Origin of the sequence: Ketobacter sp. MCCC 1A13808 (genome assembly GCF_009746715.1) — a bacterium.
GTDB lineage: Bacteria > Pseudomonadota > Gammaproteobacteria > Pseudomonadales > Ketobacteraceae > Ketobacter.
In genome coordinates this window covers 97,132-120,976 of sequence record NZ_VRKW01000007.1, presented here as the reverse complement: position 1 = coordinate 120,976, position 23,845 = coordinate 97,132, and the positions used below count along the sequence as shown (strand labels likewise).

Here is a 23,845-nt window from a genome sequence, read left to right as displayed (position 1 = left end):
TTCAATACCCTGATGTTTATCGTGGCGCCCGAGTGACTTCTTTCGCCACCTCTTCCTTGAATCCCATCAGAATTTGTCGCAGGCAGCTGGCGCGATCAATCCTCTCGTTTTTCTCATAAACCTGAGAGCTGTGCAGCGCGATTTGCGCCAACAATTGGCCGAATTGCTTGGCATCGCCGCCAAGGCCGCTGCTGATAGAGACGTGCTGTTTTCCTTCCACATCCCACACCCGCACCAACTCGTGAGCGTCGGCATTCTGGACTTCTGTGGGGATTGGTAAGGTTTTGGGTATTTCGGGGGGCGTATCAGACATAAATAAACTCACGCGCGGAGGCAGGGAATGTTCAGGTGAGTTTTTATTATTGGCCATAACGTAGCAGATTGCTAATAAAGCGCTCCAGCTGGTGTAGTGATTGGCAGCTTTCGACCCGTGTGCAATAGGCCTGATAGCGATCCATCTCCGAATCTCCGCTTCCCCAGCGCCGTTTGTTTTCGGGGTTTAACCAAATCAATTGACGGGATCGTTTGTGGATCGCTTGCACAATATCAACGCGGGGGTCTGCGTAATTCGTGCGCCCGTCGCCGAGGATAATGACGGTAGTGCGATGGTCAATCTGGTTCAGACATTGTTCTGAAAAAGTGTCCAGTGAGCGGCCATAGTCGGTAGACCCGCCGCCGAATTGATGCAGCGTGGTTGCGATAGCCGTGTCCAGGTTTTGTTGCGCAAAACACGCTGTTACTTCGCCCAGGTCGTTGGAAAAAGCAAAGGCACGTACATTGGATATAACCTCTGTCAAGCTATACAAAAACATCAGCAAGAAGCGGGCATATTGGCTTACTGAGCCACTAACGTCACAGATGGCCATAATTTTGGGGCGATCCACTCGTTTACTTTTCCAATGGGTTTCTAACAGGACACCACTGTAGGGAATATTATGGCGAATGGTGGAGCGCACATTCAGTTTTCCGCGCTGAAAAACTCGCCGCCGCCGCGAATGGGTTGCTACCAATTTTTTCGCCAATTTGCGCACCAGCAGTTGCACGTCTTTAAATTCCCGTAAATTCTCCAGGCTGGTTTCCATCATGACGGATTCACGTAATGCGCGGCCATCCCCGGCGGCCTGCAACAAATATTGTCTTTCCACATAGTGCTTAACTTCTTCCCGCAACAGTTCCCGCGCATTGCGCAGTTCAGCTCCCAGCTTTTGTTGCGCAGGTTCGGGAGATGCCTCTGCAGCCCACATTTCCTGTTCCATTGACTCCAGCCCCATGCCGATCATCATGCGGCGGCCATACAAACCTTTCTGGGTGATGACGCGGATGTTTCCCACTTCCGCTTCGGCTGCAGCCTGGGCCATTGCGGTGGCAATCGCTTGTCCGTCACCACTTAATAAAAGCTCGCCCAAAGCTGATTTCGGTTCCTCCGGTTCGGCTGAAGTGGATAAAATGGATCGAAGCAGGCTCCTGTCTTCGTTAGCTGCCGGTTGCTGCTTTTCCAGTGCGCTTAAATCATTAAAACTGAAAAACTGTTCAAAGCAGGTGTCAAAAAGTTGCTTTTCCTGTTCCGATTTTGCCAGAGTGTTGGCCAGCGCCAACTTCAGATAGGTACGGTTTGAGTAGCCAATCAAGTCCAGAACCTGAATTGCGTCCAGCGTTTCGGAGGTGGCTATACGAACACCAGTGCCACGCAAAGCCTTGACAAAATCCACCAGGATCCGGTCCATAGGGATTATTGACCGGGAAACAATTTTCGAAACAGGTTACGAAGGTCGTCATTTACATTCACAATATCCTCTTCGTGTTTTAGCAGAACATTCAGGCTGCGCTGCACTACTTCAGGTGTTAACACTTCGGTGTGTAACAGCAGCAGGGTGCGTGCCCAGTCGATGGTTTCACTGATCGCGGGCTGCTTTCTTAAGTCCAGTTTGCGGATCTCCTGAACAAAATCCACCAGTTGCATTTGAAGTTTGTCGCTAATGCCGGGCACCCGGCTCTGGATGATGGTGCGCTCCAGTTGTGCTTCAGGAAACGGAATATAAAGATGCAGGCAGCGGCGTTTTAACGCGTCACTGAGTTCGCGGGTATTGTTGCTGGTGAGAAAAACGATCGGGTGTGATTTCGCTTTGATGGTACCGATTTCCGGAATGGATATTTGATAGTCCGAAAGCATTTCCAGCAGAAACGATTCGAATTCGTTGTCGGCTTTGTCAATTTCATCAATCAGCAAAACGGTATTCGAAGGCGATTGCAAAGCCTGCAAAATGGGGCGGGGTTCCAGGAATTGTTCTGAGTAAAACAAGTCACCAAAATCATGCAGGCGATCAATGGACTCCGCCAGTCCGTGGGCACCCTTCAATAAATCACCTAGTTTTTCTTTCAATACCTGGGTGTATAAAAGCTGCTTTCCGTATTTCCATTCGTAGAGTGCTTTGGCCTCGTCCAGGCCTTCATAACATTGCAAACGAATCAGTTCTACATTCAAAAATTGCGCCGTTGCTTTGGCCAATTCTGTTTTGCCGACTCCTGGCGGCCCTTCGACCAATACCGGTTTATCCAGCTTATAGGCCAGGAACATGGTCATTGCTATGGATTCGTTACAGATATAGCCGGATTGTGCGAAGCCCGCCTGTATTGATTCGACGGTTAACTCTTTTTTCATGATTGTGTGTGGTGCCTGTTTTAAAGGTATTTCTGCTGATCAGGAACAGTAACACAACTGATCGCAATCACAATGTTCGAATTTTATACAGTAAAGCGCTTGGCCGGTCGGGCTTGGTGGATGGGGCGGGTCGAAGAATGTCAAAGGAGTTTGTTGCGATTATGAGTTGCATCACAGAGTTGTACTATCGTTCTAGTTTATGTTGCTCTTACAGGTAAGGCTGATTCTTATCTGCATGGACTAATACGATAAAAGAGGACGTTATGAGTAATTTTTTTGCGACTTTAATCATGCTGTTTACCTCCCTGTTCGGAGGGGAAACTGGGGGCAGTCAACCACCTGAGAATGGCAGCGGCGATGACGTTGTCGTTGAAGACGGCAACACACAAGACGGAGGCGCAACCGACCCAGCTCCCGAATCGGGTGACGATAGCGGAGAGTCAGGCATCCTTCCGGGCTATGATCAGTTGGTTTTCAATGATGAATTCGATGGATCGGATTTGGACCGTAACCTGTGGTGCACCCGCTATGTCTACGGCGGTGGGCCAAGTTTGCAGATCCCCGATGATTCCTGTCAGCCAGTGACGGGTGCAGGAACGCTGGATTTTTTGAACGATGAGCGTCAGCGTTATGTTGATTACAACCGCTCAGGTGAATCCATGCATGTAGTGAATGAGGGGGCGTTGAAATTGCGTGCAACTGCTACCCGTACCAATGATAGTTACGCCGGCTACGAATCTGCGATGATACGCAGTAAAGCCAACTTCAAGCCGGATAGTAGCAACAGCTACTTTATTGTTGCCCGCGTTAAGCTGCCGAATGTGGTTGGAACCTGGCCCGCTTTCTGGATTAATTCGGATTTGGATGCGAATGGAAATGGAGCCTGGCCTCCCGAAATCGATATTTTTGAAGGTGCTCTGAATGGCGTGGAAGACACCGCTACTATGTTGCATCAAGCGGGTATTGTGAAAGGGCAACAAACGGCGAGTGGCAGCACCGAAATCACCTACCAATCCGACGATTTCGATGCGACCTGGAAAAACTACCACTCAGACTCCGGTTCACTGCGAAATCGTTGGCTCGAAGTGGGTATCGAGTGGAAAGCAGAGTCGGTTTGCTACTATGTGAACGGTGATAAAACCATGTGTGAGAACTACCGCTGGGTAAGTAATCAGGGTAGTAGCACGCCAAATGCCCATATACTGGTGAACCTTGCCATCGGCGGTCAGTGGGCGGGTCGGTACGGCGTGGGTGAGGAGTTTTTGGAACATTATTCCGCGCAAGAGGTGGCGGAAAAGGGGTTGAGCACGTCTTTCCCCACAGAGATGGCCATTGATTACATCAGAGTGTACAAAAACAACTGATCATTACCATTTTTAGTATGAAGGCGTGTGATCAGAGCGGTATGTGTTCCGCCCGGCTCCGGGTTTGGGGTGCGCCCCGCAGAACGCGGGGCTGGGTGGAAAGCCGGTTGTAAAACAAGGGATCAGAATGCGGTTTTCGCCAGATATTCGTCCCCGTAGATAAGCTCAACCCGACGATTGTCTCTAGGATGTTTGGCATCGGCCCGAGGATCGGCTGCACCCCAGCTGAATATTTCAATTTGTTCTTGTTTTACACCTTTTTCTTGCAAAATAGAGGCGACGTATTGAGCGCGCTGCAGGGAAAGCTGTTCGTTATACGTGGCATCGCCCTGACTGTCGGCGTGGCCGTTGATGGTAATACGTACACCGGGATGCTGCAGCAAAAACTCGCCGTGTTTTTCGATTTTTGCAACGCTACTTTCATCCAGTTCTTTTTTGTCAAAACCAAATTTGAATAAGGTGTCTCCCGGATGCCCGGTCGGGGCACTGGCCTCATCCGATGTTTCCACCGGGTCCTCTAGAGCAAGAGGGGTGGATTCCTCAGGTTCATCCAGCGCGAGTATTGGGTCAATGTCGTTGGCATTTACCTCCATATTTGCAATCAGGTCCGCTTTGGAATCCTCAGAGTCGTCCGCTTGGTATTCGCTCATCGCCAGGGGCTCCGAATCCGATATTGATATCGGGGAAGCGGGCGGCGTTGGTGCGCTCTGAGCGACGGGTTCGGAAAGGGGAACGCTGTTGCTGCTGCAGCCACTGGCAAGCAAGCTTGCAGAACCGAGGAATAGGGCGATTGAAAGCGGTTTAAGTGATGTCATGTTGTTCTCCTTGATCGTGTTGTTTGACATGACTTATTAAAGCAATCGAATCGGGCAGTTCAGGGTTGTAAAAAAGAACTATGATTGATGAATAATGCCCAATTATGGCATCGTAGGCGCTGTTTGCGCCCAAACTTACCGACTGACCCGAAACGGGAGAATTATGAAGACACGAATAACAATGGCTTTGCCGATTGCACTACTGAGTCTGGGATTGAGTGCTTGTAGCTGGGTAGACCTGGACGATGCGGCAAAAGAGATTATGGTTTTGAAGCCGGAGCAGACCAAACATTGCGAGCAAATTAGAAAAACCACCAGCCAGGTGTTGGACAAGGTGTGGTTTATGAACCGGAACAAGCCGAAAATGGCCGAGGAACTGGAAACCCTGGCTCGAAACAATGCTGTGGAGTTTGGTGGCAATGCGGTAACACCGGATTCAGAAATTGCAGATGGAAAGCAAACTTTTATTATTCTGGATTGCGCGCACTTGCGCTAGACCGGTCAAACAGCATTATTGGCGACGCCGTTGCCTATAATGCTGTCCGTGAGATTCGATGTAATTATCGCAGACTGGACTCAATGACTTCCCGGGCCACCGGTGATAACTCTTTATCCGTGCGGCCATCAAGTGGAATCGGAGGGTGAATAATCAACTCCACACTCCCGGGTAATATATTCAGTGTTTTGGATGGCAGGATTCTGCCGGAACCGTTGATCGTGATGGGCAGAATCGGTAACTCCAGGTCGGTTGCCATTTTGAACGCGCCACGCTTGAACGGCAGCATGTCTATTCCAGCACTACGGGTTCCTTCCGGGAAAAATAAAATGGATGTGCCGTTGGTGATCTGGTCTTTTACTTGCGCAATGGATTGGTTGGCCCGGCGTATATTACTGCGGTCTACAAACACATGCCCCAGTTTTACACCAGCCAGACCCAGAAAAGGGATTTTGCGTAGCTCCTGCTTCATAACCCAGCGAAAATCCATATCCAGAAAGCCATACAAGGCCAAAATATCATAGTGGCTCTGATGGTTGGCAACGACGATATAGGATTGTTTGGGATCAATATTTGAGAAACCCTCCACCCGCACTTTTGACATTAGCAAAAAGGCATTGAGACGGGCCCAGAACACCGGCACTTTGCGCGCGAGTCCAGGCCAGCCGATGGTCGCCAGCACCACTACAAGGGAGCCCAGGACGATGGTGCTGAGAAAGAAAAAAGGTAGGAAAAACAATATTTTGTATGGTTGGTACAGCAAGTTTAGAAATTGTTTTTCTGTGTTGTTGACGCTACTGCTTGATGTTTGCAAGAGAGGGTGCACCCCGAATTCCGTGGAAAATGTCACGAAATTGTAATGGAAACCGGATGATCAACATAGCCATTCTCATTTCTAATTGTTCCAAAGGCCAATGGAGAGGTTATATAGGACGCGGTTGCAGACTTTGAGACCGGCCGGCGGGCAGGCTGTACTAAGCTGAAACTTCTATATACAGTCGTGTTTTTAATCATCTAGGCGGGTCATGAGCGGTTTGAAATCGGTAGCGATTATAGTCAGTGGTGTGTTGTGGTTGGGGCTGGGCTCGTGGGTGGTGGCGCAAGATCGTGGCACGGATACCCGCAGAGGAGGGTTAGCTGAGAATATAAACGTAGCGCAAGACATGCAGAAGCAAGCCGCTAATTCCCAGGCCCGGGTCGACAAATTGTCGGCCGATACGGAAAAAATGTTGCAGGAATATAAGAGGCTGACGACGGACGCCAGTTATCAGGGGCAGTATGAATCTGAGCTGATTTCGTTGCAACGGCAGCAGCAACAGGAGATTCACACTCTGCAGCAGCGCCTGGAATCCATTCAATATACCCAGCAGCGCCTCAATCCTCTCATGCGCAGCATGGTCGAAACGCTGGAGCAGTTTGTGGTTCTGGATCTACCGTTTCATCAACAACAACGCTTGGATTCGGTGATTGGTTTGCGCGAAAAGGTGTTTTCCGGCGGTTTGTTATTAGCGGATAAATTTCGTCTGTTAATGGAGGCGTATCAGGCGGAGCTGGAATACGGTAACACCCTCGAAAGTTATCGTGAGCAGATTCAGCTGGGTGGACAAGCGATAACGGTGCAGTGTCTGCGCATTGGTCGGGTGGCGTTGTACTACTTGACCCTGGACGGAGCGCAAGCGGGCACCTGGGATCGTCAGCAGCGGGATTGGGTCACCCTGCCGGAAGCGCACATTGGTGAAATCAAGCAGGGTCTCAAGATTGCCGCTGGCCGTATCGCCCCGGAATTGCTGCAGCTACCTTTGGTCCAGCCAGGGACGGGCCAATAAATGATGAAGCAGGTCAAATTCATTACATTGTTGTCTTTAATTATGGCTTTTCAGTCCGTTCCGCTGCAGGCCGCTCAAAGCAAGGTGGCGTCCGCACAAAATCTGTCTGAATTGCTTTCTATCATAAAACAACAGCGGGATGCTGAACGCAAAGCGGCACAACAGAGGGAACAGGTATTCTTACGTGCCAAACAAGAACAAAGCGCATTGTTGGAGCAGGCCCGCAAGCAACATGCAGCTACGCAACAAAAATTGGTGCCATTAAAAGCTGACATTGAGGCTAACAAGAAGTCCCTGGAGGCGCTGTCGGAAAAAGTGAATGCGGAAACCCAAAGTCTGGGTGACCTGAACGCCGCATTTAATGAGTTTGCCGGTAGTTTTTCCGCCAGCCTTCGCAGTTCAATGGTGACGCCTTCATTACCCGAGCGACAGGCTGAATTAAATCGCCTGGCCGCCATGCAGACGTTTCCCGCCGTTGCGGATCTGGAATCCCTCTGGATGCTGGTACAGGAAGAAATGATTCGTGGCGGAGAGATCGTACAGTATCAGGCGAATGTGGTGGACGTACAGGGGCTCGCTCGGGAACACACCATTCTGCGGGTGGGAACGTTCACCAGTTTTACTGGCGGACAGTTTTTGCGTTACATCCCGGAAACGGAGGAGCTATTGATACCGGTTCGACAGCCATCGCAGTCGATGCGAAAGCGGGCTTTGGAATTCAGTCAATCTCCGCATCAACAATCCAGCATGGTCATCGACCCTACCCAGGGAAGTTTGCTGGGTATGCTCAGTATCGAACCGGACATCGCCGAACGTATAAAACAGGCCGGGACTATCGGTCTGATTATAATCGCACTGGGTGCAGCCGGGTTGTTACTGACCTTATGGCGCGTAATTTACTTATTGTGGGTGTCTGGAAACGTGCGGCGGCAGATGAAAAAAATATCCGACCCAAGTCCGGGCAATCCATTGGGGCGGGTGCTACTGCAAGCGCAGCAGTTTTCCACCCGAAAGGAAGAAAACCTGGAATTCAAATTGGATGAAGCCGTCCTGGTTGAACTGCCGAAACTGGAGCGGGGCCATAACTTTATCAAACTGTTGGCTGCAGTAGCTCCGCTGTTGGGTTTGCTGGGTACGGTGACCGGTATGATCCTGACATTTCAATCCATTAGTTTATTCGGTAATGGTGATCCCAAACTGATGGCGGGCGGTATCTCCCAGGCGTTAATGACCACCGTGCTGGGGTTGGTGGCGGCCATTCCTTTATTATTTGGGCACAGTTTTGTCAGCTCGCTGGCACGCAATCTTATCCAGCGCTTGGATGAGCAAAGTGCCGGCATGTTGGCAAAAAGCCTTGAGGATAAGGAGCACTAGCCGATGAGTATGGAATGGGTTTCCGCCATTGGTGATTTTGCTGAGCAAGGCGGGGCAACTATTTGGGTGTTATTGGTCGTGTGTATGTTGCAATGGGCACTTATAGTCGAACGTATTTTGTTTTACGGCTTTACTTTCCGTCGACGTGAGCTGGCTTTGCTCACCGCGTGGCGTGAACGTTGTGATCACCACTCCTGGCGCGCCAGAAAGATCCGCGACCAGCTTGTCGCACAGGCGGGTATGGAACTCAGATCTGCTTTGCCGTTGTTAAAAACATTAATTGCGCTGTGCCCGTTGTTGGGTTTGCTGGGTACGGTTACCGGTATGGTTTCGGTGTTTGATGTCATCGCCGTGACAGGCACCAGCGATGCGCAAGCGATGGCTCAAGGTGTCTATCGGGCGACTATTCCAACCATGGCCGGCCTGGTTGTGGCCATCAGCGGAATTTATTTTGCTGCTCAGTTGCAACGTTGGGCAGACTTACGGATCGCCCGTTTTAACGACGGTTTATCGTTCAGTGCGGAGGCGAAATAATATGCCCGTCAGACGACATCAGGCACAGAGTTCGGAATCGGAATTAGATCTGACTCCCATGCTGGACGTGGTTTTTATTATGCTGATCTTTTTTATTGTAACGACTTCCTTTGTGAAAGAGTCCGGGATTTCGGTGAACACTCCCCATGCGGAATCGGCACAACGACAGGAAAGCGCTAACATTTTCGTGGCAATCAATGAAGCCGGTGATGTCTGGATCGATCGCAGGCCGATTGATGTGAGAGCCCTGCGGGCCACCATCGCGCGCATGCACGCGGAGAATCCTCAAGGTACTGTGGTGGTGCAATCGGATCAAAAAGCCGCGACCGGTATCCTGGTACAAGTGTTGGACCAGATTCGATTGGCGGGTATCGAAAAAGTCGCTGTAGCGGCTAACCAAGCCAGCGCGTCCGCGGGTCCATAACGATGCGCTGGATTGCGAGTATCGGTATTGCGGCAGGGCTATCCGTCGCCTTGTTTCTGTTTATGATTTCTTTGATCACAACGGATCAGGTGCGGGATACCGTGGATCAGGTTATTACACAGCTGAGTTTTGTTGAGCCGCCCCCGCCTGAGCCGGAAACACCAGAGCCGCCTCCGCCGCAGGAGCAGGCTGACCCTGAACCGGAGCAACCGGCGACGGAAACGCTCTCTGTCGTTAGTCCGCCAACCTCGCCACGACTCAATCAGCACGTCGCTGACAGTCCGCTACCACCTGCGGATTGGGCACCGGATTTGAATATTTCTGCTGCTGGAGCAGGGTGGGCCGGCCAGGTCGGAGGATTAAGCCTCAATGAAGGCGAGGAGGGAAAAGGTTATGTCGAGGTGATTCCCCTGGCCACACGCCGGCCCAATATTCCGGAAATTGCCTGGCAGAATAAAATCGATGGTTGGGTACTGGTCGCCTTTACTCTGAAGACAGACGGCCATACTAAAAATATCCGGGTGATGGATTCGCACCCTCGGGGCATCTATGAAGAAACGGTGATCAAAGCGGTTCAGGGTTGGCTTTATGATATTAATTCCATGAAAACAAAAGGCGAGATTATTCTCACTCAGCGCATCGAATTGAACTGGAAACATTACCCGGAAAATTATCCGTATGTGGATTGAGCCGGACCACCGTGAACACCACCACCGGTCCCGGGAGCGGGCTCGGTTGGGGATTAAAATTGCGGTGCTACTGGGCGGGCTGAGTTGCTGTGGCCAGCATGCTACCCTGCAGGCAGAGCAATACCGCAGTAAGTTGTTGTTGCAACCGGGACAGTCCCTGGGCGAAGCCAGTGAACTGTCCATAGAACAGATGGAAGCTGAACTCGATTCCATGCAGGATAGTTATTCCCGCGCCAGCGCAGGAATGAAGCTGGCACAACATTACGTTCAGCAAAAGCAGTACGACAAGGCTATTCGCTTTTACCAACAAGCCTTGGCGGAAGAGGGGCTCTCGCCATTGGTGAACCAGCGCCTGTATAAAGAGTGGGCGTCGGTTTATTTAATTATGAAGGATGGCCAGAATGCTCTGAAGTTACTGAAACAGTGGATGAGCCTGGATAAAACGGAAGACCAGGATGTGGCGTTGATGTTCGCACAGGCCAGTTATCTTAGCGGAGACTATCTGCTGACCGCGCGGGCATTGGATCGCACTATGCAGTTGGCTCCCCGCATATCACTGGATTTTCACCGGCCGGTATTGGCACTCTCTTTTTCAATTGGTGACTTTTCCCGGGCGCAAACGTTGCTAAAAGCGTTTATCGAGTTGCAACCCGATGAACCCGAAAATTGGTTTCGGTTAGCCTCTGTTTATCTCAAACAGGAAAAGACCAGCGAAGCATTAGCGATACTCACTCTGGCGAACTCGAAGGGGGTGGTCTTCGGTGAGCAGAATTTGTTGCTGTACAGCAGTCTTTTGGCAACTGAAAAAAATCCGTTTAAAGCGGCCCTGGTTTTGCAGCAAGGGCTCGAAAATGGGCTCGTCAACGCCAATGGCAAGCATTACCGCTTGCTGTTTGAATACTGGTACCAAGCCCAGGAAACCGATCGCGCTATGGCGGCGCTTAAGTTGGCAGCGGATGTCTCTGGTGACACGGAGCTGTATTTATTCTATGCCCAGTTGCTGATGCAGCAGGAGCGGTGGCAGGAAATGAACCAGGTAGTGAAGCAAGCCTGTCAAAGCCGGATAGCGCCTTCTCTGGCGGGGAAAGCCAATCTGTTGCTGGGCATCAGCGAATTAAAATCCGGCCGGACTCGGCAAGCCCGTGAGGCTTTTAACCGCGCCACCTTGATCGGTGGAGAAAACGCAAAGGCAGGGGAGTGGCTAAGATACATGGCTAACGCGGCCGGCGAGGAAGTATCTGAAGCGTACGTTGCACCTGGTGCGAAAGGGCCTTGCCTGGCGTCATCGGATTAGCACAATGCAGGATAGTGTTACTGTGTTAAAATTGCTTCTGAGATAAACCCCCGTTTGTATTGACGACACCGTAGAGTTTTAAAATGCGCTTGACCCACAGCATGCTTCTGAAAGTAATGATATTCGCCGGTGTATGCACCACCTCAGGCTGCTCGAGTACACCCGCTCCCCAATGTAATCAAGCGTTGCAGGATGAGTCTGAAGGCAATGCCGGATGTCTCATCGTACGTGGGAACGATGTATTAATGGTGCAACAGAGCCTGACAGGAAACTGGTCGATTCCGGGGGGCACAGCGGAAGAGGGCGAACGTTCCGTTTGCACCGCCGCCAGAGAAACCTACGAAGAAACCGGGCTAAAGGTCAAGGTGGTTAAAAAAATCAATTTGTTGGACAAACGTTTTCATTTATACCATTGCGTAGAAGAAGAACTGATGTTGAATCAAACGCCTTCGATCAATGAATTGATACCGGTGGATACCATCGAAATCCGCAGTGCGCAGTGGCAATCACCACAACAGCGCGAGAATTTAGATTGGCGTTTTCCGGATCAAAAAAAGCTGATCAACCAATTGGTTGACCAGCTCAATGATGCACACTAACCTGTTATTTTTTTCGCCGTTTTGTTTGTTATAGATTCATGCAATTTGCGTAATAGGTGGTGGTAGCTGGCCAGTCACTGAACACACCCATCACACCCACATCCTTCGCCAGGACATCCAGTACAATCAGGGTATCGCCGTCTTTGCTGATCGCATCGGTAATGGTTTGGTGATACCAGCCGCCGCCGGTTGCCAATGGGCCGGCACGTTCCAGGGACCAGGTAATAATGTCCAGCCCGGCGGCTTTCGCGTTTATAGCGTAGTCCGATGGCACAATCCTGTTCTCGGAATCCAGGGTTAGCAATGCCCAAATTGGCGGTGCGACGATTTGCACGCCTTGTCTTTTCAGACTTTCCATATAAGCCAGGCTGTCGTCATCAATGGTTTCATCCAGAAATACCGCCTGCTTGCCAAAGCGGGGTTCGTTTTCGATCCAGTAAAGTACGTCGTCAAAGTCAAACGATTGCGGCCAGACCTGTTTGGGGTTAATGCCTGCTGCTTTGTATTCATCAATCATTTGCTGTGCATAGTCCGCTTGGCTGTAGTCACCGTCGAATGGCATGCTGACGCTGGGAGATTTTAACTCCGGTGTAAACTTCGCTCCCAGTCCCTTGATCAGCTGAATGCTTTCCGCATGAGAAAGCACGGTACCGCACGTTGAGTAAAGGTCGGTTCTCCAGGCTGCTGTGCCATCCATATACTCTTCAGGCGTAGTGCCATTCGGGTTGGAGGCATCCATTTTACCGCACAGGGACTTGAACTCTTGCAAAGTGATATCGCTGGTGCAGCAGGTAGCCGTTGCCGGTGTACCGGCTACTGCATCTGCCGGAGTAAAGGGTGCCGAGCACTTGCTGGCCAGTTCAGGAATAGCCAGAATGTTGGTGGTGGTGTGCAGATCACATTGGGAATGCCGGCATACCAGTTGTTTGTCTTTGGTGAAAGTGACGTCGCACTCGATAATACCCGCTCCCATGCTGGCGGCCGCTTCATAGGACTCTTTAGTGTGTTCCGGGAATTGCAGCGGTGCCCCGCGATGACCGATCGAAAAATCGGTTTTATAAAAAGAACGGTTTTCACATTGTTTGAGGGCTGTTTTCAAGGTGCCCGCATCCATGTCGTTGACTAAATAGGTGGGGCGTGGACCTAATTGTACCGCGTCACGTTTACGTTTGTTTTTATGTTTGTCGGACCACTTGTCGGACCAGTCGTAATGGGGTTGTTTGTGAGATTGCTTATGAGATTGAGCCGATGAGTTGTGGTGGTCACTGTTTGCACTGGCGCCAAATGGCAGTGTCGCCAATAGCATTGCCACGAAAAATCGCGAGCCGGGCAGCATCTTGCTTCTCCTTAAGGTATCAAAACAGCAAAATTTAAACGTCCCGCTACGTTAACGTCAGTATGTGTCGGGGTTATGCTGCAATGATGACAGTATGATGTCAGCTACTCAGCAGGTGCACTCTGAAAAGTTGTTGCTCATCTGCCCAGGTACTTCGAATTTGCCAGCCCGCTTTTTGGGCCAGATCACGGAATTCCTGGGTGGTGTATTTGTGGGAATTTTCAGTATGTATGCTCTCGCCTTCGGCGAAACTGAAACGGGTATGACCGATGGTGACCTCCTGTCGTTTTTGACTAACCAGATGCATTTCGATACGACCTTGCCGGGTATTATAAAAGGCGTAGTGTTGAAACGCCTGCACATCAAAGTCGCCGCAAATTTCTTCGTTAATACGTTGCAGCAGATTGACATTGAACTCAGCGGTGACCCCAAGGCTATCGTTATAAGCCCGGTGCAGAATGTGTGGATCTTTTTTGCTATCCACCCCGATCAACAGCATGGCATTCGGGCCCAGTGTTTTGCGCGCATTGCTGAGAAATGTTTGCGCAGCCTGCGGTGTAAAGTTACCGATTGTAGAACCTGGGAAGAAACCCAGGCGGGGTAAAGTGAGCTCAGTTGGTAGACTGACTTTGCGGGTGAAGTCGCAGACGATCGGCATCACAGACAGTGCTGGAAATTCACTTTTCAGTAAGGCACTGGCCTTATTCAAATGTTCTCCGGCAATATCCAACGGTACAAAGTTACGAATGTGTTCCAGATGCTGCAATAATAATCGGATTTTGACCAGAGATCCGGCACCAAATTCCACGATATCATAGGGTTGCTGTAACAGTGCACTCACTTCCTGAGCGATGCGCGGTAGCAAAGATAGCTCGGTGCGGTAAGGATAATACTCTTCCAAATCGCAGATCCGGTCAAATAAGCGGGAGCCTCGGCTGTTATAAAAATATTTTGAGGGCAGCGTCTTTTGCTGCTGACTCAGGCCAGTGAGCACATCATTCGTAAATTGGTCCAGAAAGGTTGGGTTCAGGTTGCATCTTAGCGCTTCCATGCTTTCTCCGTTCTTGTTCTGAAAAGGTGTTGTTTAAACATCTTTTGCCAATCGCATGCCACTGAACTGCCAGCGTTGGTGGGGATAAAAGAAGTTTCTATAACTAGGACGTATTTGTTTCACCGGTGTTACACAGGAGCCCCCGCGCAGCACAAATTGGCCACACATGAACTTACCATTGTATTCACCAATGGCACCTTCTGCGATTTTGAAACCGGGATAGGCCGTGTACGGGCTTTGGGTCCATTCCCAAACATCACCATACATTTGCTGGGCCGTATCTGCGGATGAGGTCGGGCCAGCGCGAGGTCGCCATTGGTATCGTTCGAGAAAGTTGCCCCGGGGCGGGTGGCTTTGTGCTGCACGTTCCCATTCCTGCTCCCGTGCTAATCGGGCGCCAGCCCAGCTTGCATACGCATCGGCTTCAAAATAACTGATATGGCATACCGGTGCATCCGGATCGACTGGTTGTATGCCGTCCAGTCCGAACTGAAACCACAATCCGTCGATACATTGCCAGTAGAGCGGGGCGTGCCACTGCTGCTGCTGACACATGGCCCAGCCATCGGAAAGCCAGAGCGTTGCCTTGTCGTAACCACCATCGGCCATAAATTCGAGCCATTGACCATTGGTTACCGGATGCGTTGCCAGTGCGAATGCCGGTAGCAGATGCGGATGGCGGGGGCTTTCACAATCGTAGTGGAAATGGTCGGGGTCTGCGCCAACGTGGATGGTTTGTGCTTCAAAGTGCTGCCAACGCGAAGCACTACCAGTACTAACGATTTGATTGACGCCGGCAAGATTTTTCTGCGCGCTTACCTTCATTGCAGGGTGGAACGGGTGCACGGACAGCACGCTCAGAATATCGGTTAATAACAATTCCTGATGTTGCATTTCATGATGACAGCCGAGTTCCACCAAAGCGAGAAATTGCGGATCCTCTGCCAGCCCGGTTTCCAGCGCCTGCGTCAGATGCCCGGTGACATGGTTGCGATAGGCTAACACCGTGTCCAGGGCCGGGCGGGTTAACATGCCCCGCAGTGGCCTCTGATGGCGCTGGCCGACCGCTTCGTAGTAAGAATTAAAGAGAAAGCGAAATTGGGAGTCGAAGGCTTGATACTGAGGAATGAACCGGCTCAGAAGAAACTCTTCAAAAAACCAGGAAGTATGAGCCAGATGCCACTTGGTCGGGCTGGCATCCGGCATCGATTGCACCACCATATCTTCTGCGCTAAGGCCTTCGGTGATTTGTTCCGTGCAACTGCGTATGCGTTGAAATTCCCGCCGGATATCCGTCTGCTGTGATGCTTCGGCCATGTATTGCTCCTGCCTCAGGTGTGTCCTTAGTGTATACACCCAAAGTATGACAGTGGGTGAGGGTACAAATTCAGTCGCGCTATCCGGTCTGAAAATAATAATAGTAGAACGTTGAATGCACCAGTTGAAGGCGTGGTTACGCTGTCAGGTTTTAGGTAAGGTCCCAGCGTTTCGTCAGTAACCGGGGTGAGCCAGGGAATTGCCAGTTCACTTTACAATGGGTGCCTGGTCAGTTTAAACCGGAGAATACGATTCTGATACGATTTCGTAAAATTGTCTTGGCACGGGTGTAACACACTGATAGAAATGGCTAAATTCATTAGCTTTAATGTGCTGTGCAGTTAAACTGTGCACAACCCGAGGCGGCATTAATGCATTGTTTTTCTCAAATAAGACATTAACCTAAGCAGGTTCCTGAACCCTCTAAAATGTCGAGTGCCCATCGTGACACAAAATCCGATCATCCAATTGACCAATGTCACCAAACGCTTTGACACTCAGGTGGTGCTGTCTGCATTTAACCTGACCATTCATGATGGCGAATTCTTTACTATTTTGGGGCCTTCCGGGTGCGGCAAAACCACGGTGTTGCGTTTAATTGCAGGATTTGAGCAATCGGACGAAGGTCAACTGGTGTTGGCCGGACAGGACCTGACCGGGACCCCCGCTGAAAAGCGCCCGGTGAACACGGTTTTTCAAAGCTACGCTTTGTTCCCGCATCTGTCGGTTTTTGACAATGTCGCCTTCGGGCTGAGAATGGCAAAGACAGCGAAAGCGGAAATCCAGAAACGCGTAGAAGGCGCACTCGAAATGGTGCAATTGCAGGACTTTGCTCAACGCAAACCGGAGCAATTATCCGGTGGTCAAAAGCAGCGGGTTGCCATCGCCAGGGCGGTGGTCAACAATCCGAAAGTGCTGTTACTGGACGAATCGCTGAGTGCGCTGGATTATAAGTTGCGCCTGCAAATGCAGATGGAGTTAAAACGTTTACAGCGCAAGCTGGGTATCACCTTTGTGTACGTGACCCACGATCAGGAAGAAGCACTGTCCATGTCGGACAGGGTGTTAGTGATGCAGGGAGGACTACCGCAGCAGGTGGGGACTCCGCGGCAAATTTATGAATCTCCCAATAACCTGTTCGTTGCCCAGTTTATCGGTGAAATAAATGTATTCGATGCAGTGATCGATGAAGTACTGGATGAGTATCGCTTTAAAGCCACGCTTACTAATGGCGCGAAGCGGGAGATTCGGGCGGATCGTCGCTTTGAAGCGGGAGATGAGGTCCATGTGCTTATCCGACCGGAAGATTTACGTATCGAGTTTTTAAAAGACGCCGGTGATCGGCCCGGATTCACCGGAAAAATCCTGGAACGCAGTTACACCGGTCAGACCTTGGATTCACTGATCGAACTGAGCGATGGACAACATATTCAGGCCAGTGAATTTTTTGATGAAGACGATCCGGATTTTGATTATCGAATCAACGAGCAAGTGTGGGTCGACTGGGTTCATGGGTGGGAACATGTTATTCCCCGAGAGGCCTGAGCGGTGTCATTGTTGAAGCGGGCGATACAGGCCGGACCTTTCCGCATGGCCGTGGTACTGGTGACACTAGGATGGCTGGGGGTTTTTGTGTTAGCTCCTCATATCATGGTGGTGCTTACCAGCTTTCTGAGTCCGGATCCCGCGAATCTTGCGGTGTGGCCTGCCACTCTGAATTCTTACAAGCGTTTGTGGGATACGCTCTATCTTGGCGTATTTTTCGATTCTCTTTATTTGTCATTAATGGCGACTTTTTTTTGTTTGGTCACCGGTTACCCCTTTGCGTATCTGATTTCACGCTACCGACCTTCTGTGCGGGCTATTTTGTTATTCATGATGGTGGTTCCTTTCTGGACCAATAGCCTCATCCGCACCTATGCCCTCAAATTACTGATGGGCAATAAAGGTTTGTTTAATGATGTGCTGTTGGCTTTAGGCATTGTGCAGGAGCCGGTACAGATACTGTATACCGGGTTCGCCGTGATTTTTGGCTTGGTGTATATTCTATTTCCTTTCATGGTGCTGCCGCTGGTGTCCAGTTTCGATAAACTGGACCGCAATCTTCTCGAAGCAGCACAGGATCTGGGGGCCAATGCATGGCAGCGTTTCTGGCGTATCATTGTGCCACTGACCACGCCGGGCATCGTGGCCGGTTGTTTAATCGTATTTTTACCGGCCATGGGTATGTTCTATGTGGCGGACTTATTGGGTGGTGCCAAAAATCTATTACTCGGTAATCTGATAAAGAACCAGTTTCTGGTGGTGCGCGATTGGCCCTTTGGCAGTGCACTCAGCGTCAGCCTGATGGTGCTGATGACGCTCATGATCTGGTTGTATTTCCGTGCCAACCATTATGTGCAACGTAAGGGAGGCCTGGAAGATGAAAACCTCAAGTAGCCGCTGGTGGAAACAAGGTGCAGCAGGCCTGTTTATAACCGGTATTTTTATCTTTCTTTATATGCCTATTGTCGTGTTGGTGGTTAATTCCTTTAACGAGTCTAAATACGGTCACGAGTGGCGGGGTTTTTCCTGGAAATGGTATGAGAAACTTTGGAATAACAGTTCGTTGCTGGAGGCATTTACCAATTCCCTGAAAATTGCCTGCCTGTCTGCAACCATAGCGACCGTGTTGGGTGCCCTGATTGCCCTGGCCATTTACCGTTATCAGTTTCCTATGAAAAAAATCGCGAGCGGTTTGGTATTTGTGCTGATGATGTCACCGGATATCGTGCTGGCGATTACGTTTTTGATCGTGTTTATGGCACTGGGTATTGAGCTGGGATTCTGGTCGCTGCTCATCGCGCATATCACCTTTTGCCTGCCTTTTGTTGTGATTACGGTTTACTCGCAGCTAAAGGGGTTTGATATCAACCTGCTGGAAGCCGCTCAGGATCTGGGTGCCAGGGAAAGTGCGATATTCACCAAGGTAATATTGCCGTTACTACGCCCGGCTGTTGCCGCAAGTTGGCTGCTGAGTTTTACCCTGTCTCTGGATGACGTCATAATCAGTTCTTTTGTTACCGGACCGGGATACGAAATCCTGCCCATCAAAGTCTTTTCGATGGTTAAGGTGGGTGTCTCGCCGGAAGTGAATGTGCTGGCATCGCTACTCATGTTGATTTCGTTGCTGGTGGTCATTGTTGTCCCATTGTTGTTAAAAAGGAAAACCCAATGAAACTTAAAACCGTATTCGCAACGCTGCTGTGTGGATTTACCTTATCCGCGCAGGCGGCAGATAAATTGGTGGTGTATAACTGGTCTGAATACATTCCGGAAGGGGTGTTGGAAAAGTTCACCAAAGAAACCGGTATCGAGGTGGATTATTCCACTTACGAAAGTAACGAAGTGATGTATTCCAAGCTGAAGTTACAAAAAGGAAAAGGCTACGATATTGTCGTACCTTCCACCTATTATATATCCAAAATGGGTAAAGAAGGCTTGCTACAACCGATAGACAAGTCGAAATTGAGCAATTTGAAAAATCTCAATCCAACGCTGATGAATAAAGAATACGACCCGGACAACAAGTACAGTGTGCCGTACTTGTGGGGCAGCACCGGGATTGGTATCAATGTGTCATCAGTCGATCCAAAATCCATCACCAGCTGGGCTGACTTGTGGGATCCGAAATGGAAAAACAAGCTTTTGTTAACCGATGATGTGCGTGAAGTTTTCCATATGGCGTTGAAAATAAACGGGCATTCGGCTAATTCGACCGATCCCGAAGAAATCAAACAGGCCTACGAAAAACTGAAGCAGCTGATGCCGAATGTGTTGGTCTTCAACGGTGATGCACCGCGCGAGCCTTTCATGGCAGGTGATGTCAGCCTGGGTATGATCTGGAACGGTGAAGTCATTATGGCGCAAGAAGAAGATCCGGATATTCAGTATATCTATCCGGCAGAAGGTGCGGCATTCTGGGTGGATAGTTTTGCCATACCGTCCGGTGCTGCTAATGCGGTGGCAGCGCACAAGTTTATTGATTTCATGATGCGCCCGGAAATTGCCAAGTTGAGTAGTGAAGAAATTGGTTATGCGACGCCGAATCTGGCGGGTTTGAAATTATTGGAGCCCTCTGTTCGCGAAAATAAAACCATTTTTCCTGATGAGGCAATTGTTGCGAAAGGGGACTTTCAGACTGATGTTGGTGAAGCTATGAAACTGTATAACGACTATTGGCAGAAGCTGAAAGCGGGGCAGTAAACCAGGTTGTCTCCTTTCGATTCGATACCAGCGCTCGAATTAAATCAATCCGCGCGCTGGTATCGCAACCGATACCCGGTCAAGCTTTCTTCACAAACTCTGATTTCAGTTTCATCGCGCCGATACCGTCAATTTTACAATCAATATCGTGATCCCCTTCCACCAGTCGGATATTCTTAACTTTGGTACCGACTTTGACGACCAGCGATGAGCCTTTCACTTTCAAATCCTTTACCACGGTTATGGTATCGCCATCCTGGAGCGGGTTGCCGTTGCTGTCTTTAATTTGTGTGGTGTTTTCAGACTCATTTTGCTTGGATTCCCTGGACCATTCGTGGCCGCACTCCGGGCAGACGTATTGAGTACCGTCTTCATAGGTGTATTCTGAATTGCAATGAAGGCAGTCGGGAAGTGTGCTCATGGAGTCTCCTGCTAAGTTGACGTACGCGGTTTTGCCGGGGCCGGAGTATAGCATCTGAGCCGGGGGTATTTCCTGGCTTTCCGGGCACTAACATTTATAGTTAAGCTGGTGAAACGGTTGGGTTGAGTTATTACCATGTCGTAAAAGGAGTGAGTCAATGCACGATCACAGTCATCACCATCATGGTGATGAGAGTACAAACCGGATTGCATGGGCGTTTTTTCTGAATCTGGGTTTTTCTATTGTGGAGTTTGTCGGGGGTTGGTTGACCAACAGCACGGCGATCATGGCGGATGCTGTCCACGACCTGGGGGATAGCTTATCCATTGGCAGTGCCTGGCTGTTGAATAAACTCGGCAAAAAAGAAGCGGATGTGACATTCACTTATGGCTATCGGCGGCTGTCGTTATTTGGTGCATTGATCAACGGCGTGGTGTTGGTTTCCGGTTCTATCTGGGTTTTGAGCGAAGCTATTCCGCGGCTGTTTAATCCGGTAATGCCAATGGCCGAGGGGATGTTCTGGTTAGCAATACTGGGTGTGTTGGTCAACGGTTTTGCAGCTTACCGTTTAAGCCACGGCGAAACACTGAACGAACGAGTGTTGAATTGGCACTTGATGGAAGATGTGCTGGGCTGGATTGCGGTGTTAATTGTTTCGGTCGTTCTGTATTTTTTCGAGGTACCCATACTGGATCCAGTGTTGTGCATATTGTTTACTTTGTTCATTTTGTTCAATGTAGTGAAGCATTTGCGCACAACACTCATGCTATTTGCGCAGTCGGTGCCCGATCCTGAATTGAGAGACAATGTTTATAGTCGATTATCCGGAATTCAACATATCAATGAAATACACCACTTACATATCTGGTCGCTGGATGGAGAGCGGCATGTCTTAACCGCGCACTTGGTATTGGATTACCCGATGCCACCCGCTCAGCAAATAGAACTGAAAGAAAAGATCGCTGCCGTATTGAAAGATTATAAGCTGCAACATACGACCATAGAGTTAGAATACCCGGATGAAATTTGCCGAGATAATGACTAAAAAATCGCGGTTTTTTGTAACTATTGATGTTTTTGTGAACCGGTCCCCTTTTTTGAGGCGTCGTAGGAATATGATCTCACCCACACAGTAGGGTGGGCGTACGTGTTTTGTCGCTGCCTCTTGAAATTCTCTTTCTTTGATAGTATCGCACTCAATTTCAATTCAAGTGCTTTTTTCAGCTAAGGACCAAAACATTATTTGTTGCGTCATTCTGTGACCATGGCGGTCAAGGAGCCTTCCAGATGTCAAACGCCCAGGGTAATCCCCTACCTAGACTGGATTCCATTCAGTTTCTTCGAGGACTGGCCGCGTTGATGGTCGTTTTCCATCACGCACTGCGTAGCCTGCTGGAAAATAAACAAAGTGAATTTTCATTTGAGGCAATCAGTTTATTTGATGCTTCGGTATGGATGCCCTTAGGTGGTGTTGGCGTTGATGTCTTTTTTGTTATTAGTGGTTTGGTTATGGTCTATGTTTCCAGACCCTATGTGGCCGGTGTGAAACCGGTCAGTGATTTTCTTTTCCGGCGCGTGGTCCGGATCTACCCCCTTTATTTGTTTGTCACGGGCCTTTTAATCGCCTTGGTGTCGATTTCCTATTTCTTAAAGGCAAACGTTGCGTTACCTGATTCGTTGCATTGGTACCGTATTTTGACCTCATTGCTGTTGATACCCAGTTTCGACGCAAAGGGTGTGCCTCATCCGGTTCTGGGAGTAGGCTGGACGCTGATGTTTGAGATGTTATTTTATGGGTGTTTCGCGCTGGCTTTATTGGTCAACCGCAAATATTTGGTGACCCTTTGTTCGTTGTTTGTCATCGTCGTGCTGTTGGTTGCCGTAGGAAGCGTAGAATTGCTGGGCGCCAAAAACGCCGTCTCGGTGTTTTATTCCAATGCGATCGTATTGGAATTTATTTTCGGATGCATCGTGGCACGGCTGGCGATCAGTGGTAAAACGCTGTCGCGATATCCCGCCTTATTTGTTTTGTTTATTTCTTGCCTGGCAATTTATTTATCCACGCATTTCGGCTTACATAAAGAGTCGCGAGTTTTGTTTTGGGGAATCCCGGCTGTTGGACTGGTGTACAGCTTGGTCAGTATCGAATGGCGAAGCTCAGGGGTTAAGTGGCCCAGGGCGCTGACTTATTTGGGCGATATATCCTATTCGCTGTACCTTATTCACATCGTAGTGATTTATTCGGTCTATTTTAAAGCTCTCAAAGTATTGGGAATCACCAGTTCAGATGTGGTGGCTACGGAGTGGATCCTGGTGGGCGCGGTGATCTGTTCGCTGCTTGCCGGAGTCGTTCTCTACCACGTGGTGGAAAAACCCACGTTAAGCGTTTTGAACCGGGTAGTTCGCCGTCGCCAGCTGGCAATCCGTACTGCAATCGCCTGATGGCGGGTGTTTTCGGGCTTCGATCAGACGCACGAAGGTTCGCACCTTTTCTGCTACCAGGGCGGGATCTTTGAGTGGCAGCCAATGCCCCGAATCGACTGTTTCTCGCCACAACTCGGCAACCCAATGGTCGGTGTTTTCCAGTAATTGCGGGGTGATGTAGGGGTCTTGCATCGGTATTAATAATTGTACCGGCACGTTGGTGTAACGCATTCGCGGGCGCAGTAGGCTGCGACGGACATTAGCACGGTAAAGCTGAATACCGGAGATACCATCATTTTTTTGTGTTGCGCTGGGGAGTTCAGAAATACCTTCGGACGTTTTAAGTAGGAGGGGCCAAAGGCGGTCCAGGCCCAGCTTCCAGCTGGCGGCCCCGAGCACTGGAAGGTGGAACATTCCCACATACCAGGATTGGCCTAGCTGTCCGATCAGCTGTTTTAAACCCTTGCGTGTAGGCGAAGTGATACGGCGCTGCAGCCAGTGGCCAATGTGATCCAGGCAGGGGCCGGAAATGCTGGTAAAAGACGCGATCCGGTGTTCCATCGCCGGATTGGTTACCGGCTCCCAGGATTGGATTGAGCCCCAATCATGAGCCACCAGGTGCACTGGTTTATCAGGGCTGACAGCATCGATAACCGCCTTGAAATCCGCTGCAAGTAAAGTCAGGTGGTAATCCGCTGTTCGGGTTGGTACATCAGAAAGCCCGCTCCCGCGCACATCATAGGCAACCACACGAAACTCTTCGGCCAATAGGCGGGCAGCTTTGTCCCAAACGTGACTGTTGTCGGGATAGCCATGAACCATCACCACGGTCGGCGAATTCTTTCGCCCCCATTGACGTAGATTGATCCGCACACCGCCGGAATTGACCCCTAGTTGCTGTTCGACCATCGGATTACCTTGCTATTGCTGAAATAGAGCCTGATTATTTTATAGGCGCATTATTACATCATTTGATG

Annotated in this window: 25 protein-coding genes; 15 read left to right on the top strand and 10 right to left on the bottom strand. The window is 50.0% G+C overall.

Annotated features, from left to right (window positions below):
• Window positions 1–16: 16 nt before the first annotated feature.
• Genes FT643_RS14140 through FT643_RS14130 form a run of 3 tightly spaced genes read right to left on the bottom strand, consistent with a single transcriptional unit; the run spans window position 17 to window position 2,659 of the window.
• Window positions 17–313, bottom strand: a complete 297-nt coding sequence (locus tag FT643_RS14140; RefSeq protein WP_198043546.1) for a DUF5076 domain-containing protein — start codon at window positions 311–313, stop codon at window positions 17–19.
• Between the two features lie 46 nt (window positions 314–359).
• Complete coding sequence (locus tag FT643_RS14135) at window positions 360–1,724, bottom strand: vWA domain-containing protein (RefSeq protein ID WP_156872055.1); 1,365 nt, start codon at window positions 1,722–1,724, stop codon at window positions 360–362.
• Between the two features lie 5 nt (window positions 1,725–1,729).
• Window positions 1,730–2,659 (bottom strand): AAA family ATPase, encoded by a 930-nt coding sequence (locus FT643_RS14130; RefSeq protein ID WP_156872054.1) that lies wholly within the window; start codon window positions 2,657–2,659, stop codon window positions 1,730–1,732.
• Between the two features lie 263 nt (window positions 2,660–2,922).
• Here FT643_RS14130 and FT643_RS14125 point away from each other — a divergent pair, with 263 nt between their 5' ends.
• A complete protein-coding gene (locus FT643_RS14125; RefSeq protein WP_156872053.1) occupies window positions 2,923–4,023 on the top strand; it encodes a glycoside hydrolase family 16 protein in 1,101 nt (366 codons plus the stop codon).
• A gap of 122 nt (window positions 4,024–4,145) precedes the next feature.
• Here FT643_RS14125 and FT643_RS14120 read toward each other — a convergent pair whose 3' ends face one another.
• Complete coding sequence (locus FT643_RS14120; protein ID WP_198043545.1) at window positions 4,146–4,838, bottom strand: OmpA family protein; 693 nt, start codon at window positions 4,836–4,838, stop codon at window positions 4,146–4,148.
• 163 nt (window positions 4,839–5,001) lie between these two features.
• Between FT643_RS14120 and FT643_RS14115 the strand changes: the two genes are divergently transcribed.
• A complete protein-coding gene (locus tag FT643_RS14115) occupies window positions 5,002–5,334 on the top strand; it encodes a DUF4156 domain-containing protein (protein ID WP_198043544.1) in 333 nt (110 codons plus the stop codon).
• Between the two features lie 64 nt (window positions 5,335–5,398).
• Here the strand turns inward: FT643_RS14115 and FT643_RS14110 are convergent, their stop codons facing one another.
• Entirely contained in the window at window positions 5,399–6,148 is a 750-nt protein-coding gene (locus FT643_RS14110) for a lysophospholipid acyltransferase family protein (RefSeq protein WP_156872050.1), read from the bottom strand.
• Window positions 6,149–6,359: 211 nt separating this feature from the next.
• Between FT643_RS14110 and FT643_RS14105 the strand changes: the two genes are divergently transcribed.
• The 7 genes from FT643_RS14105 (at window position 6,360) to FT643_RS14075 (ending at window position 12,074) form a co-directional block, all read left to right on the top strand.
• On the top strand, window positions 6,360–7,160 hold the full coding sequence (locus FT643_RS14105; RefSeq protein WP_156872049.1) for a DUF3450 domain-containing protein: 801 nt from the start codon (window positions 6,360–6,362) through the stop codon (window positions 7,158–7,160).
• Complete coding sequence (locus FT643_RS14100; RefSeq protein WP_156872048.1) at window positions 7,161–8,534, top strand: MotA/TolQ/ExbB proton channel family protein; 1,374 nt, start codon at window positions 7,161–7,163, stop codon at window positions 8,532–8,534. It abuts the gene before it with no gap.
• A 3-nt stretch (window positions 8,535–8,537) separates the two neighbouring features.
• Window positions 8,538–9,068, top strand: a complete 531-nt coding sequence (locus FT643_RS14095; protein WP_198043543.1) for a MotA/TolQ/ExbB proton channel family protein — start codon at window positions 8,538–8,540, stop codon at window positions 9,066–9,068.
• Between the two features lies 1 nt (window position 9,069).
• Complete coding sequence (locus tag FT643_RS14090; RefSeq protein WP_156872047.1) at window positions 9,070–9,492, top strand: ExbD/TolR family protein; 423 nt, start codon at window positions 9,070–9,072, stop codon at window positions 9,490–9,492.
• A gap of 2 nt (window positions 9,493–9,494) precedes the next feature.
• Window positions 9,495–10,181, top strand: a complete 687-nt coding sequence (locus FT643_RS14085) for a TonB family protein (protein WP_156872046.1) — start codon at window positions 9,495–9,497, stop codon at window positions 10,179–10,181.
• Window positions 10,171–11,475, top strand: a complete 1,305-nt coding sequence (locus FT643_RS14080; RefSeq protein ID WP_156872045.1) for a tetratricopeptide repeat protein — start codon at window positions 10,171–10,173, stop codon at window positions 11,473–11,475. The genes FT643_RS14085 and FT643_RS14080 overlap by 11 nt, the downstream gene beginning before the upstream one ends.
• A 101-nt stretch (window positions 11,476–11,576) precedes the next feature.
• The gene (locus FT643_RS14075) at window positions 11,577–12,074 is read left to right on the top strand and encodes an NUDIX hydrolase (RefSeq protein ID WP_198043542.1); all 498 of its coding nucleotides are present in this window, start codon (window positions 11,577–11,579) and stop codon (window positions 12,072–12,074) included.
• Between the two features lie 28 nt (window positions 12,075–12,102).
• Here the strand turns inward: FT643_RS14075 and FT643_RS14070 are convergent, their stop codons facing one another.
• The 3 genes from FT643_RS14070 to egtB form a co-directional block, all read right to left on the bottom strand.
• Window positions 12,103–13,410, bottom strand: a complete 1,308-nt coding sequence (locus FT643_RS14070) for a glycerophosphodiester phosphodiesterase family protein (protein WP_232340214.1) — start codon at window positions 13,408–13,410, stop codon at window positions 12,103–12,105.
• A 100-nt stretch (window positions 13,411–13,510) separates the two neighbouring features.
• The gene (egtD, locus tag FT643_RS14065) at window positions 13,511–14,461 is read right to left on the bottom strand and encodes an L-histidine N(alpha)-methyltransferase (protein WP_156872043.1); all 951 of its coding nucleotides are present in this window, start codon (window positions 14,459–14,461) and stop codon (window positions 13,511–13,513) included.
• A 33-nt stretch (window positions 14,462–14,494) separates the two neighbouring features.
• Window positions 14,495–15,778, bottom strand: a complete 1,284-nt coding sequence (gene egtB / locus FT643_RS14060) for an ergothioneine biosynthesis protein EgtB (protein WP_156872042.1) — start codon at window positions 15,776–15,778, stop codon at window positions 14,495–14,497.
• Between the two features lie 444 nt (window positions 15,779–16,222).
• Here egtB and potA point away from each other — a divergent pair, with 444 nt between their 5' ends.
• Genes potA through FT643_RS14040 form a run of 4 tightly spaced genes read left to right on the top strand, consistent with a single transcriptional unit; the run spans window position 16,223 to window position 20,023 of the window.
• A complete protein-coding gene (gene potA / locus FT643_RS14055; RefSeq protein ID WP_317622034.1) occupies window positions 16,223–17,323 on the top strand; it encodes a spermidine/putrescine ABC transporter ATP-binding protein PotA in 1,101 nt (366 codons plus the stop codon).
• 3 nt (window positions 17,324–17,326) lie between these two features.
• Window positions 17,327–18,217 (top strand): spermidine/putrescine ABC transporter permease PotB, encoded by an 891-nt coding sequence (gene potB, locus FT643_RS14050; RefSeq protein ID WP_317622033.1) that lies wholly within the window; start codon window positions 17,327–17,329, stop codon window positions 18,215–18,217.
• Window positions 18,201–18,995, top strand: a complete 795-nt coding sequence (gene potC, locus FT643_RS14045) for a spermidine/putrescine ABC transporter permease PotC (RefSeq protein ID WP_156872040.1) — start codon at window positions 18,201–18,203, stop codon at window positions 18,993–18,995. Before potB ends, potC begins: the two co-directional genes overlap by 17 nt.
• Complete coding sequence (locus FT643_RS14040; protein ID WP_156872039.1) at window positions 18,992–20,023, top strand: extracellular solute-binding protein; 1,032 nt, start codon at window positions 18,992–18,994, stop codon at window positions 20,021–20,023. Before potC ends, FT643_RS14040 begins: the two co-directional genes overlap by 4 nt.
• 79 nt (window positions 20,024–20,102) lie before the next feature.
• Here FT643_RS14040 and FT643_RS14035 read toward each other — a convergent pair whose 3' ends face one another.
• Window positions 20,103–20,444 (bottom strand): zinc ribbon domain-containing protein YjdM, encoded by a 342-nt coding sequence (locus FT643_RS14035; RefSeq protein WP_156872038.1) that lies wholly within the window; start codon window positions 20,442–20,444, stop codon window positions 20,103–20,105.
• A 157-nt stretch (window positions 20,445–20,601) separates the two neighbouring features.
• Between FT643_RS14035 and FT643_RS14030 the strand changes: the two genes are divergently transcribed.
• On the top strand, window positions 20,602–21,489 hold the full coding sequence (locus FT643_RS14030; RefSeq protein WP_156872037.1) for a cation diffusion facilitator family transporter: 888 nt from the start codon (window positions 20,602–20,604) through the stop codon (window positions 21,487–21,489).
• 242 nt (window positions 21,490–21,731) lie between these two features.
• Window positions 21,732–22,886 (top strand): acyltransferase family protein, encoded by a 1,155-nt coding sequence (locus FT643_RS14025; protein ID WP_156872036.1) that lies wholly within the window; start codon window positions 21,732–21,734, stop codon window positions 22,884–22,886.
• Here FT643_RS14025 and FT643_RS14020 read toward each other — a convergent pair.
• On the bottom strand, window positions 22,824–23,777 hold the full coding sequence (locus FT643_RS14020) for an alpha/beta fold hydrolase (RefSeq protein ID WP_156872035.1): 954 nt from the start codon (window positions 23,775–23,777) through the stop codon (window positions 22,824–22,826). The two genes, FT643_RS14025 and FT643_RS14020, sit on opposite strands and share 63 nt — an antisense overlap.
• Between the last annotated feature and the right edge of the window lie 68 nt (window positions 23,778–23,845).